Origin of the sequence: Dactylosporangium sp. NPDC051541 (assembly GCF_044454505.1) — a bacterium.
Taxonomy (GTDB): Bacteria; Actinomycetota; Actinomycetes; order Mycobacteriales; family Micromonosporaceae; genus Dactylosporangium.
In genome coordinates, this window is sequence record NZ_JBITDU010000026.1 from 41879 (window position 1) to 54841 (window position 12963).

A 12963-nucleotide genomic window follows, 5' to 3' on the forward strand; every position below is an offset into this window, starting at 1 on the left:
GTGTAACAGGAATGAAAGCGATTACACGAAGTTTTCACGGTGGTACCGCGGCCTGTCAAACCACGCGCCGTCGGCGCTCCTCAGGCGATCAGGGTGAGCTGGGCCTCGCTCACCGCGCCGTGCAAGGGCTCGCCGCGCAGCAGGCGGTCGATCTCGGCGGTGGCGAACTCGCCGAGGCGGCGCAGCTCCCGGCCCTGCGCGCCGGCGATGTGCGGGGTGACGAACACGTTGTCCAGCCGCAGCAGGGGATGGCCGGCCGGCAGCGGCTCGGGCTCGGTGACGTCGAGGATGGCGGAGATCCGGCCGGTCGCGCACTGCCGGGTGAGGGCCTCGGTGTCGACGAGGGCGCCGCGGGCCGTGTTCACGAGGACGGCTCCGTCGCGGAGCAGGGCGAGGCGGCGGGCGTCGATGAGGTGGCGGGTCTCCGGCAGCGACGGTGCGTGGATGCTGAGCAGGTCGCTGCGCCGGCACAGGGTGTCGAGGTCGACCAGCTCGGCCCCGAGCCGGGCCGCCTCGGCCGCGGTGATGTGCGGGTCGTACAGCAGCGGTCGTACGTCGTAGGTGGCCAGCCGCTCCAGCACCAGCCGGCCGATCCGCGACGCGCCGATGATGCCGACGGTGCAGCCCAGCAGGCCGGTGGCGGTCGAGCCGTCGCCGCGCTGTTCGGCGGCGTAGCGGCGGCCGCGGGTGAACGCCTGCTTCGAGCCGAGCACCAGCATCGCGACGGTGTATTCGGCGACGGGGACCGCGTTGGCGGCGGCGGCCGTCGACACGGTCAGCCCCCGGCTGAACACGACCGGGTCCAGCAGTTTCTTGATGGTACCGGCGGCATGAACGCAGGCCCGCAGTCGCGGCGCGAGGTCGAGGACCGCCGCGTCGATGTGCGGGCAGCCCCACCCGGAGATCAGGATCTCGGCCCGGCCCAGCGCCGCCACCGCGGCCGGGTCGCCGAACGAGGTCACGGTGAGGGCCGGGTCGATGTCGACGAGCCGGCACAGGCGGTCCAGGACGTCGGGTGGGAAGGCGCCGTCCCGCGCCCACGGCGCGAGGGCGAACACTGCGTGGGGTCGACGGGGCACTGGCACGCTCCTAAAGTCGGCCTATGTAAACGTTTCCGCGCCAAGCCACGCTACCACCAGCTGCTGTACTTGACGGAGTTTGTGTAACCGTTTTATCTTCGTGGCCACCGTGTTTCCCTTGTGATGCGCGACCGGCCTGGAAGGTGTTGGGCGGATGGCGATGACACAGCTCAGAACCGATGCCGAGGCCCCCGCCGAGCCTCCGGCCGCTCCGTCACCCCGGCGCCGTCTGCGCACCGATCGGGTGCTGCTCCTGCTGGCGGTCCCCGGGCTGCTGTACTTCCTGGTCTTCCACTACGGCTCGCTGTTCGGCAACGTGCTGGCGTTCCAGCGTTACGTGCCGTTCCTCGGCATCGGCGGCAGCCAGTGGGTCGGCCTGGACAACTTCCAGCGGATGTTCGCCGACCCGCGGTTCTGGAGCGCGGTCGGCAACACGCTGCTCATCGCCGTGCTGCAGCTGGTCTTCTTCTTCCCGGCGCCCCTCGCCCTCGCGCTGCTGCTGCACAGCATCGCCGGTGACGTGCTGCGGCGGTTCGTGCAGAGCGTGGTGTACCTGCCGCACTTCCTGTCGTGGGTGATCGTCATCGCGCTGTTCCAGCACATGCTCGGCGGCGCCGGCGTCCTCAACGGCGCGCTGGCCGACCTCGGCGTCGGCGGCGTCCACATCATCGGCGATCCGGACCTGTACCGGCCGCTCGTGGTGGCGCAGGTGATCTGGAAGGAGTGCGGCTGGGCGACGATCATCTTCCTGGCCGCGCTGACCCAGGTCGACCAGCAGCTCTACGAGGCCTCGGCGATGGACGGGGCGAGCTGGGGCCGGCGGCTGTGGCACGTCACCCTGCCCTCGATCCGGCCGGTCATCGTCCTGCTGCTCGTGCTGCGGCTCGGCGAGTTCCTGTCCATCGGCTTCGAGCAGTTCTTCCTGCAGCGCCAGGCCGTCGGGCCGGAGGTCGGCGAGGTGCTCGACACGTTCGTCTACTACGCCGGCTTCGCCGACGGCGACTTCGGCTACGCGGCCGCGGTCGGCCTGTTCAAGGGCGTCATCGGCGTCGCGCTCATCTACGCCGCGAACAAGATCGCGCACCGGCTCGGCGAGCAGGGGGTGTACAGGGGATGAGCAAGGCCGCATACCCCGCGTGGCAGGGGCGACCGAGCCTCGCCGTGCGGGCGCTCAAGGGCGTCGCCCTGGCCGTCATCGTGCTGCTCGTGCTGTTGCCGATGTGGACGGTCCTGGCCACGAGCCTGGCCGACCCGCAGGAGGTCATCCGCAGCGGCGGCTGGGTCATCTGGCCGCGGGACTGGTCCACCGAGGCCTACGACGCCGTGCTGCGCGGCGGCATCGTGACCCGCGCGCTGCTGGTCAGCGCCGGCGTCACCATTGTCGGTACCGCCCTGAGCCTGGCCTGCACCATCGGCCTGGCCTACACGCTGAGCCGGCCGCGGGTCTACGGCGGCAAGCCGATGCTGCTGCTCGTGCTCTTCACGTTCCTGTTCCCGCCGGGCATGGTGCCGCTGTTCCTCGTCGTGCGCGGCACCGGCCTGTTCGACCAGTACGCCGCGCTGATCCTGCCGTTCCTCGTCAACGTGTTCAACCTCGTGGTGATGCGCGGGTTCTTCCAGTCGATCCCGGCCGAGCTGCTCGACGCCGCCCGGATCGACGGCGCCGGCGAGTTCGCCATCCTGCGCCGCGTCGTGCTGCCGCTGTCCCGCGCCGTCATCGCGGTCATCGGGCTGTTCTACGCGGTCGCGTACTGGAACCGGTTCTTCGAGGCCATCATCTACTTCAACGACCAGACCCGCTGGCCCATCGGCACGGTGCTGCGCCAGTACGTCACCGGCGGCGCGGCGATGACCGAATACAGCGCCGAGGCGGCGGGCGCCTCCCCGCAGTCGATCCAGATGGCCGTGGTCGTCCTGGCCACGCTGCCGATCGTCTGCGTCTACCCGTTCGTGCAGCGGTACTTCGTCAAGGGCGTGCTCACCGGCGCCCTCAAGGCATAGCGCACCTCACCTCACACCCCAGGAAGAGGATCAGCGTGTCCATGTATTTGCAGCGCCGCAGCCTGTTCAAGCTCGCCGGCGCCGGCCTGATCGGCGCGCCCCTGCTGGCCGCGTGCGGCGACGGCGGCGGCCCGGCGGACGTCTCCAATGCGAACAAGGACCTCGTCCCCTGGCCGGCGTACGTGCCGTTCAACGGCCCGAAGCCGGACGGCCCGGGCACCGACACCGGCGTCCAGCCGCTCTACCTGAGCTATCCGCAGCAGGTCAAACCCTCCGTCTCGGAGACCGTCGGCGACGGCTCCAAGGTGACCGCGATGGTCATCACGTTCGCGGCCCCGCCCCGGCCGGTTGGGGACAACCAGTTCTGGCAGGCGGTGAACAAGGCGCTCAACGTCGAGCTGAACGTCATCGTGGTGCCCGACGCCGAGTACGGCCAGAAGATGACGACGCTGATGGCCTCCGGCAACGACCTGCCCGACATCATCATGTTCACCAACCTGGCGCTGCCCAACGCGCTGGAGTTCGTGCAGGCCAAGTGCGCCGACCTGTCCGGCCACCTCGGCGGCGACGCGGTGAAGCAGTACCCGAACATCGCCAACATCCCGCCGTACGCCTGGAAGGGCATGGGCCGCGTCGGCGGGCGGATCTACGGCGTGCCGCTGGAGCGGCCGAAGCCCGCGAACAGCCTGTTCGTCAACCGCACCATGCTGGACCAGGCGGGCGTCCCCCTGGAGTGGAACAAGGACCAGTACCTCGAGGCGATGCGCAGGCTCACCCGGGACCGCAAGTGGGGCATCGGCTGGTCCAAGACACTCTTCAGCGGGCTCGGCGCGATCACCTACCACGCCGGCTCGCTCGGCGCGCCCAACACCTGGGCCGAATCCGGCGGCACGTTCACGCACACGATCGCCACCCCGCAGTTCGAGCAGGCCCTCGACGTGATGCGGCAGATCGTCGCGGCCGGCGCGCACTACCCCGACAGCCTCACGGCCAGCATCACCGACGTGAAGACCCAGTTCGCCAACGGCAGCCTCGCCTCGATGAGCGACGGGTTCGGCGCGCTGGCGCTGCAGAGCCTGACCACCATCAACAACCGGTTCGAACTCGGCCTCGGCCGGCCCTACGGGCCGAACGCCACGCCGTGGCAGGGCGCCGGCATGTTCGGCTTCGCCACGTTCAAGAAGGCCGACGACGCGCGCATCAAGCTGCTGCTGCGAATCGTCAACTACCTCAGCGCGCCGTTCGGGTCCAGCGAGTACGAGCTGGCCAACTACGGCGTCGAGGGCAAGCACTTCACCAAGGACGGCAACGGCATCAAGACGCTGCCGCTGTACGACTCGGAGAACAGCAACCTGCTGCCGACGCGGTACATCGGCACCGCGCCGTCGGTGATCTACCTGCCCGGCTTCCCGGCCGTCGCGAAGTCCGCCTACGAGTGGGAGAAGGCGACGATGCCCAAGGCCGTGCCGGACGCGTCCGTCGGGCTCCGGTCGGCGACCCTGAGCGCGAAGGGCGCCCAGCTCAACCAGATCATCGGCGACGGCATCGCCGCGGTCACCTTCGGCCGCAAGGACCTGGCCGCGTGGAAGGACGTCGTCGCGCAGTGGCGCCAGGCCGGCGGCGACCAGGTCGCCGCCGAGCTGGCCAAGGAGCGGCAGGCCGCCGCGAACTAGCGGGTCAGCGGCCGGACCGACTGCCGGACGACCACGTGCGTGCCCAGCACCACGTGGTCCTCCGCGCGGTCCGGCGCGCGGCCCAGGGCCAGCCGGACGGCGGTGCGGCCGAGCTCGTCGTGGGGCAGGTGCACGGTGGTCAGGCCGATGTCGGCGGCCGGCGGCAGGTCGTCGTAGCCGACCAGCGAGACGTCCTCGGGCACCCGCAGCCCGTGCCCCAGCAGGGCCTGCCGCGCGCCGGCGGCGAGCTGGTCGTTGGCGGCGAACACCGCGGTGAAGTCCGGCGCCCCGGCCCGCAGCCGTTCGCGCATCAGCCGGTAACCCTCGGCGCGCTCCAGGTTGACGCCGGTGACCTCGAGGGACTCGTCGGGCTCGACACCGTGGGCGGCCAGTCCCGCGCGGTAGCCGGCCAGGCGCCCCTCCGATGTCGTGAACCCGGGCTTGTGCCCCAGGTAGAGGATGCGCCGGTGCCCGGCCGAGAGCAGGTGGGCGGTGGCCGCCCGGGCACCGCCCGCGTTGTCGTACTCGACCGCGATCGCCGGCACCCGCGGGCCGAGCGGCGGCCGGCCGCACAGCACCAGCCGGGAGGCGGCGGCGGCCAGCGCGTGCGCGTATTCGGCCATCCGCCGGCGGTACTCGTCGTTGTCCACGACGTTGCCGACGAGGATCACCGCGTCGGTGTGCTCCTGCAGCATCAGCTTGACCGCGGCGAGTTCCCGGTGCAGGTCGCCCCCGGTGGTGCTGATGAGGCAGAGCCGGCCCTCCTCGGCGGCCTGCGACTCGACCGCCTGCGCGATGTGGCCGTAGAACGGCGAGACCACCGAGTTGACGACGATGGCCACGTTGCGGGTGCTGATGCCGGCCAGGGCCCGGGCGTGGCTGTTCGCGACGTATCCGAGGTCGCGCACCGCGCGCTGGACCCGGGTCCGGGTCGCCGTCGCGCTCGGCTGCCCGCCGAGCACCCGGGAGACCGTGGCGATCGAGACGCCGGCGGACCGGGCCACGTCACGGATGGTGGGGCGGGTGCCCGCCTCCGGCTCCCGAGGCCGGCGTCCCATCGCACCTCCAAGTGTCGAACACCACGACCGGCTCAGAACCAGGAGCAATTCGCACGTGTACCGTCGTCCCGTCCGCCATCGCCAGCGTCAGCCGGTCGTCGCCCGCCCGCAGCACCTGCGGCCGTCCGGCGGCCGGGAAGTGCCCGCCGGCCAGGACGATGACGCTGCAGTAGAGGCGGGCACCACCGGCGTGGTCGGCCAGCAGGTAGGGCGTCGCCGTGTGCGGGCCGAACGCGGTGGCGTCGCGGGCCCGGGCGACTCCGGCCGCGGTGAATCCGGCCAGTGGCCGGGCCAGGCTGACGAGGCCGCCGGCCCGGACCGTGGCGGCCTCGCCGTCGCCGGCCGGCGGCTGTGGTCCGGAGAGCGGATGGCCGCCCTCGCGGACCTGGTGCCCGGCCGGTGCCTCCACGAGGTGCACGCGGACCTCGTGCGGCCCGTCGACGACGGAGACCGTGGTCACGCGGACGGCGCCGTCGGTGTAGCGGGAGGCGGCGTAGCCGGCGGCGTCCGTGGCGATGCGCTCGATCCGGCGGCGCTGCGACACGCTGCCGTCGGGCGCGATGACGGCCAGGTGGCCGTCGACGGCGTCGCCGGCGTCGAGCACCGGGCCGGTGGCGGTGGTGTAGGCCAGCCGCACGTAGTTGGGGTCGGGCCGGGCACCGTGCTGCGGCCGGTCGGCTCGATCGCTGCCGTGGTTGACCAGCCGCACGATGCCGTCGTCGCGGGTGGTGTGCAGCAGCCAGCCGGGCGCCGGCAGCGCGAGGACGGTGTCCGCGGTGTCGATCGGCGCCGGCCGTTCCGGGACCGTCCACACCGGATGGTCGGCCGGCAGCAGGAGTCCGAGGAAGGCTTTGGCCGCCCAGTACGGCGAGCCGGGGCCGGAGTAGCGCTGGGCCATCGGCGGGAACTCGTGATACCAGCCGAGGGTCAGCAGCCCCCGCTCGTCGGGCGCGCCGCGCTCGACGAAGTGCCGCAGCGCGCCGCTGGCGATCCGGCGGGTCACGCCCGGCTCGAGCGGGGTGGCCTCGGTCAGCGCACCGAGCCACAGCGGGGCGACCGTGGCGAACCGGTAGGTGAGCGACCGGCCCTGGTGCACCGGTGCGCCGTCGGCGGCGAAGAAGTGCTGATACTGGGCCAGGAACAGCCGCAGCCGGTCCGCGTAGCGCGCGGCGCGGCCCCGGTCGCCGCTCATCCGGGCCCACAGCATCGGGTACAGGTGCAGGGCCCAGCCGTTGTAGTAGTCGAAATTGTGGCCGGTGCCGTCGCTGTACCAGCCGTCGCCGGCGTACCAGGCCTCCACGCGGTCCAGCCCGCCGGTGATCTCGGCCGGGTCGTGCAGCGCGCCGACGTTGGCCAGGAACTGCTCCACCACGACCTTGAACAGCACCCAGTTGCTGTCCGGCGTGCGCCGGCCGATGCAGCCGGCGAGCCAGGCGACGACCCGCTCCCGAGCGGACGGCGGGAGCCGGTCGAAGATCCACGGGCGGGTCTCGTGCAGCGCCAAGGCGATCGAGGCGGCCTCGACCAGCTGCTGCGACATGTCGACCGGCGGTGGCCAGGCGAACGGATGCGCGGGGTCGGTGCCGGCCGTCAGGCCGCGGGTGTACCGATCGATGAGCTGCGCGGGCGGCTGCGGACCGGAGCCGGCGATGCGGAATGCGGCGAGCAGGAACGTGCGGGCGAAGCCTTCGAGGCCGTCGCTGATGACGCCGGCCCGGCTCGCGCGGCCGGGCAGGCGGATCTGTGCGTGGTCCGGGCCGGCGAACGGGGTGACGGCATCGAGCAGCCGGTCCGCGACGGCCTCCCAGTGTGCCCGGGTCCAGCCGGTGATCGGGGACCGCTGCCGGTCCGGGGGAGGCAGCGCAATCGCCATGGGAACGCATATTACGTCGCGGCGACGCGGACCTCCATACCTTCGGTGTAAACGGTTACGACCTGTGGAGCGCGTAACTTTCAGGGCCGTCTTGACATCTACTGGAAACGGTTACTAGCGTCGCGACCACCTTCGCAGCGGCGCCCGTCGATGCGTCAACGATCTCTTTCGCGAGGTGTACCGATGTCACACGAAGCGCAGCTCCCCGGCGACGGACTCCGCCGCCGATCCATCCTGCTGGGCGCCGCGGCTGGAGCCGGCGCGCTCGCCCTGGGCGGCACGGTGCTCGGCGGCCGGGCCGATGCGGCCACCACCTTTGTCAAGGGCGCGGACGTCAGCTGGCTGCCGCAGATGGAAGCCCGGGGCTACGTATGGAAGGACAAGAACGGCGTCCAGCGGGACCTGTTGTCGATCCTCAAGGACTACGGCATCACCGCGGTGAGCCTGCGCACGTGGGTCGACCCGTCCAGCGACCCGGCCAACGGGCACTGCGGCATCGAGGAGACCGCGCAGCTGGCCCAGCGGGCCAAGAACGCCGGCCTGCAGGTGCTCGTCGGCTTCCATTTCGGCGACACCTGGAACTCGGTCGGTGTGCAGAACCCGCCGAAGGCGTGGTCCGGTATGACCTACGCGCAGATGCTGCAGGCCATGTACGACTACGTGTACCACTCCTGCAACGTCATCAAGTACTACGGCGTGACCCCGGGCTGGATCAAGATCGGCAACGAGTCGAACTCGGGCATCTGCAAGCCGACCGGCAGCATCAGCAAGCCGGCCCAGATGACCGGGCTGCTCAACGCCGCGTACGACATGTCCAAGCAGGTCTTCCCGGGCACGCCGGTGCTGGTCCACCTGGCCCAGCCGCAGAACCTCGCGAGCGTGCAGAACTTCCTCGACGCCTACCGGGCCAACGGCGGCCGGTGGGACATCACCGGGCTGTCCTCCTACGGCCAGGGCGGCAACGTGCCCGGGATCCTGGCGAACATGAAGACCATCCAGGCCGGCTACGGCAAGCCGGTCATGCAGGTCGAGTACGGCGGACCGGTGGGCAAGCCGACGCAGGTGCGCGACTCGTTGAAGGCGTTCGTCACCGGGATCAAAGGCTTCGGCGGCCTGGGCACGTTCTTCTGGGAGCCCGAGGGCTACCCGTCGTTCAACGGCTACAACAGCTCCGCCTGGGACGAGTCCACCCGCCGCCCGACTGCGGCCCTCGACGGCTTCCTCGGCACGTGAGCGAGGCCTGACCCATGACCTCACCCTCACGCCGCCTCATCGGTGGCCTGGTCACCGCGCTGGTCCTGGCCACATCTGTGGTGCTCACCATCGCGGCGGCCGATGCCGCAGCGGCCGGCACGCGGTCGGTCCTGCCGTTCGACCAGGGCTGGCTGTTCCACTACGGTGACGCGTCGGGCGCGCAGGCGCCGGCCTACGCCGACACCGCCTGGCGGCACGTCGACGTCCCGCACGACTGGAGCATCGAGGGCCCGAACCCGCCGGCGGACCCGTTCGCCCAGAGCGCGCCCAGCACCGGCCGTGGCGGCTACCTGCCGTCCGGGATCGGCTGGTACCGCAAGCACTTCACCCTCGCCGCGACGCCCGCCGACCGCAAGATCTTCGCCGAGTTCGACGGCGTCATGGCCAACGCGAGCGTCTACGTGAACGGCACCCTGATCGGCACCCATCCGTACGGTTACACCAGCTTCCGCTACGACATCACGGCCGCGGCGAAGACCGGCGGCGCCGACAACGTCATCGCCGTGAAGACCGACACCAGCCAGCAGCCCGCCGAACGGTTCTACACCGGCGCCGGCATCACCCGCGACGTCCGCCTGCTCACGACCGACCCGATCCACGTCGACCAGTGGGCCACCTACGTCACCACACCCCAGGTCAGCACGGCCGCGGCCACCGTCCACGCCCAGACCACCGTGGTCAACAACGGCAACATCGCCGCCGACGTCAGCGTGCGTGGCGCCCTGCGGGACCCGTCCGGCACCGCACTGCCGACGGTCACCACCGGGACGAAAACCATCGCCGCCGGCGCCGCCGCCACGTTCGCCTACGACGTGCCGGTCAGCAACCCGCGACTGTGGGACCTGCAAAGCCCGAAGTTGTACTCCCTGACGACCAGCGTCCTCATGAGCGGGACCGCCGTCGACGACGACGTCACCTCCGTCGGCATCCGAAGCCTCACGTTCAACGCGGCGAGCGGGATGAGCCTCAACGGCAAGAGCGTGAAGTTCCAGGGCGTGGCCCTGCACCAGGACTACCACGCGCTGGGCACGGCCGTGCCGCAGCGGGCGATGCAGCGACGCCTGGCCCAGCTCAAGGCCCTCGGCGTCAACGCCATCCGGACCGCTCACGACCCGCCGAGCCCGGCGCTGCTCGAACTCACCGACCGGATGGGGTTCCTCGTCCTGGACGAGTTCTTCGACGTGTGGACGGCGCACAAGTACGCCGACGTCGGTGACTACGCAGCCTCCTTCAACCGCACCGCGGCCGCGCCCACCGGCACGCCCGCGGTGCCCGGCGCGACCGGCTCCGTGCCGTGGTACCAGGTCGACGCCACGAGCATCGTCATGCGCGACCGCAACCACCCCAGCGTCGCGATGTGGAGCACCGGCAACGAGATCCGCGACTCCCTGGCGACCCGGACCCCGCTGCTGACCCGCATGGTCGCGATATCGCACGCCTTGGACCCCGGCCGCCCGGTCACCCAGGCGCTGTTCCGGCCGAGTGACAGCGGCGACGTCACCGGCGCGACCCGCACCATCGTCGACGTGTTCGGCGGCAACTACCGGCCGGCCGAAGTCATCCAGGCGGCGGGCATGGCCCCGGCCCGGCCGGGCCTGTTCACCGAGATGGGCACCGACACCTCGAACTGGACGACCGCGAAGAACACCCCGAGCATCACCGGGCTGTTCGTCTGGACCGGCGCCGCGTACCTCGGCGAGGCCGACGGCCTCTGGCCCAGCGTCGAAAGCGGCTTCGGCCTCCTCGACGCCGTCGGCACCGTCCGCCCGATCGGCTACACCTGGCAGAAGGCCTGGGGCGCACCCATCACCACACCACCGGCCACCGGCACCACCGCCAACCGGATGCTGCTCACCCCCGACCACACCACCGTCTCGACCGACAACAACGACGTCTCCTACGTCAAGGCCACCGTCGCCGACGCCTCCGGACGGGTCGTGACCGGCTCCTCCGCCGCCGTCACGTTCACCGTCAGCGGGCCGGGCGTGATCGTGGCCGTCGACAGCGGCAGCCCCGCGCACGAGAGCTTCCGCGGCAACGTCCGTAAGGCCTACCAGGGCATCGCCTACGCCCTGGTCCGCGCCACCGGACCCGGCACCGTCACGGTGACCGCGACGGCCGCCGGCCTGACGACGGGAACGACCACCCTGACCGGGACCACCGCACCGTTCGTGGCCTGCACCGGCAGCTGCGATTGACGCGTGCGACACATCCATAGCGGCACCCGAAGGCTTGGAGCAACCCGATGCAACGACGTAAACCGGCGATCCGTGCCGTGCTCATCACGGCGGCCGTCGCCGCGGTCCCCGTCACCCTCGTCGCCATCGCGATGGGCGAGGCGTCCGCGAGCCAGACGTACTACGTCGCCCCCGGCGGCAACGACGGCGCCGCCGGGACGCAGGCCGCGCCCTGGGCGAGCATCGCCAAGGCCCAGTCGGTGGCGCAGGCCGGCGACATCGTCTACTTCCGCGGCGGCACCTACGCGTACACGAAGGCGAACAGCACCTGCCCGAGCCAGACCGGCCGGGTCGACGCCGTCACCCTGAACAAGAGCGGCACCTCCGGCAGCCCCATCCGCTACTGGGCCTACCCGGGCGAGAAGCCGGTCTTCGACTTCTCCCGGGTGACCGACGACTGCCGGATCAAGGGCTTCGACGTCACCGGCAACTACCTGCACCTGAAGGGCCTCGAGGTCACCGGGGTCCGGCAGAACAACACCCTCAACCACGAGTCCTGGGCCGTCTGGATCTCCGGCAGCAACAACACCTTCGAACAGCTCGACATCCACCACACCATGGGCACCGGGCTGTTCATCAACGCCGGGGCCGGCAACCTGGTGCTCAACAGCGACTCGCACGACAACTACGACTCGAAGTCGTCCAACGGCGCGGGGGAGAGCGGCGACGGGTTCGGCGCGCACTACATGACCGCCGGCTCGCCGAGCAACGTGTTCCGGGGCGACCGGGCCTGGAACAACTCCGACGACGGGTTCGACCTCATCGACGCCTACGCACCGGTGACCATCGAGAACTCCTGGGCCTGGAAGAACGGCTACGTCCCGGGCACGACGACGGCGGCCGGCAACGGCAACGGGTTCAAGGCCGGCGGCTACGGCGGCGACTACGACGCCGCGGCGGTCAAGCACACGGTGCGCTTCTCGGTGGCGTTCACCAACCGGGCGGCGGGCTTCTACGCCAACCACCATCCGGTGGCGAACGACTACTTCAACAACACGAGCTACGGCAACCACCCCGACTTCAACATGCTCGGCGTCGACTCCAGCGGCGCCGCGGTCGGACGGGGGAACCTGCGCAACAACATCGCCTACACCGGCACGCTGACGTCCAACATGTCCGGCACCAGCAGCGCGAACAACTCCTGGGACCTCGGCGTCACGCTCAACGACGCGCAGTTCGCGAGCGTGTCGACCGCCGGCTGGGACGCGGCCCGCCCGGCCGACGGCAGCCTGCCGGTCCGGCCCAACCTGCGCCTCGCCGCGACCAGCTCGCTGATCGACCGAGGTGCGAACGTGGGCCTGCCGTACAACGGGGCGGCCCCGGACCTCGGCGCGTTCGAGACGGGAGCATCGACACCGCCGCCGTCGGGCCGCTACGAGGCGGAGACGGCGCCGGCGGTGTGCACGGGCAAGATCGACACGAAGCACGCGGGCTACTCCGGCAGCGGCTTCTGCGACGGTACCGCCGCGATCGGTGCCTATGCCCAGTTCACGGTCGACGCATCGGCGCCGGCTCCGGCCACGGTGGCAGTGCGATTCGCCAATGGTACTGCCAGCACGCGGCCGGCGAACCTGGTCGTCAACGGCAGCACGGTCGGCACTGTGTCGTTCGAGCCGACCGGCGCCTGGACGACGTGGTCCACCAAGACGCTGAGCGTATCGCTCAAGGCCGGCGGCAACACGATCAGGCTCGACCCGACCACCGCGGACGGCCTGCCGAACGTCGACTGCCTCGACGTGTCGTAGGGGTCCGCGGAGCGTGGCCGGCGCAGGCATCGCGGACGCCTGC

At 71.0% G+C, this 12963-nt stretch carries 9 protein-coding genes; 6 read left to right on the forward strand and 3 right to left on the reverse strand.

Annotation, left to right across the window (positions count from 1 at the left end):
- Positions 1-80: 80 nt before the first annotated feature.
- Complete coding sequence (locus ACIA8L_RS52880) at positions 81-1079, reverse strand: hydroxyacid dehydrogenase (RefSeq protein ID WP_395917343.1); 999 nt, start codon at positions 1077-1079, stop codon at positions 81-83.
- A gap of 160 nt (positions 1080-1239) precedes the next feature.
- Here ACIA8L_RS52880 and ACIA8L_RS52885 point away from each other — a divergent pair, with 160 nt between their 5' ends.
- From ACIA8L_RS52885 to ACIA8L_RS52895, 3 genes are read left to right on the forward strand one after another with little or no spacing between them, the layout of a single operon-like run.
- Positions 1240-2196 carry an ABC transporter permease gene (locus ACIA8L_RS52885; protein WP_395917345.1) on the forward strand — a complete coding sequence of 319 codons (957 nt, stop codon included), beginning with the start codon at positions 1240-1242 and terminating at the stop codon, positions 2194-2196.
- Entirely contained in the window at positions 2193-3080 is an 888-nt protein-coding gene (locus ACIA8L_RS52890; protein ID WP_395917347.1) for a carbohydrate ABC transporter permease, read from the forward strand. The genes ACIA8L_RS52885 and ACIA8L_RS52890 overlap by 4 nt, the downstream gene beginning before the upstream one ends.
- Before the next feature lie 41 nt (positions 3081-3121).
- Positions 3122-4753, forward strand: coding sequence for an extracellular solute-binding protein (locus ACIA8L_RS52895; protein ID WP_395917450.1), 1632 nt, complete (start codon positions 3122-3124; stop codon positions 4751-4753).
- On the opposite strand, the gene ACIA8L_RS52900 is transcribed toward ACIA8L_RS52895, so the two are convergent.
- Together ACIA8L_RS52900 and ACIA8L_RS52905 are read right to left on the reverse strand one after the other, a co-directional pair.
- Entirely contained in the window at positions 4750-5811 is a 1062-nt protein-coding gene (locus ACIA8L_RS52900) for a LacI family DNA-binding transcriptional regulator (protein ID WP_395917349.1), read from the reverse strand. The genes ACIA8L_RS52895 and ACIA8L_RS52900 overlap by 4 nt on opposite strands.
- Positions 5759-7684 (reverse strand): DUF2264 domain-containing protein, encoded by a 1926-nt coding sequence (locus tag ACIA8L_RS52905; protein ID WP_395917351.1) that lies wholly within the window; start codon positions 7682-7684, stop codon positions 5759-5761. The genes ACIA8L_RS52900 and ACIA8L_RS52905 overlap by 53 nt, the downstream gene beginning before the upstream one ends.
- A 183-nt stretch (positions 7685-7867) precedes the next feature.
- Here ACIA8L_RS52905 and ACIA8L_RS52910 point away from each other — a divergent pair, with 183 nt between their 5' ends.
- The 3 genes from ACIA8L_RS52910 to ACIA8L_RS52920 are packed head-to-tail and all read left to right on the forward strand — an operon-like array spanning position 7868 to position 12920.
- Positions 7868-8917, forward strand: coding sequence for a glycosyl hydrolase 53 family protein (locus ACIA8L_RS52910; protein ID WP_395917353.1), 1050 nt, complete (start codon positions 7868-7870; stop codon positions 8915-8917).
- A gap of 14 nt (positions 8918-8931) precedes the next feature.
- Complete coding sequence (locus ACIA8L_RS52915; RefSeq protein ID WP_395917355.1) at positions 8932-11136, forward strand: glycoside hydrolase family 2 TIM barrel-domain containing protein; 2205 nt, start codon at positions 8932-8934, stop codon at positions 11134-11136.
- A 47-nt stretch (positions 11137-11183) separates the two neighbouring features.
- A complete protein-coding gene (locus ACIA8L_RS52920) occupies positions 11184-12920 on the forward strand; it encodes a carbohydrate-binding protein (RefSeq protein ID WP_395917357.1) in 1737 nt (578 codons plus the stop codon).
- Positions 12921-12963 lie beyond the last annotated feature (43 nt).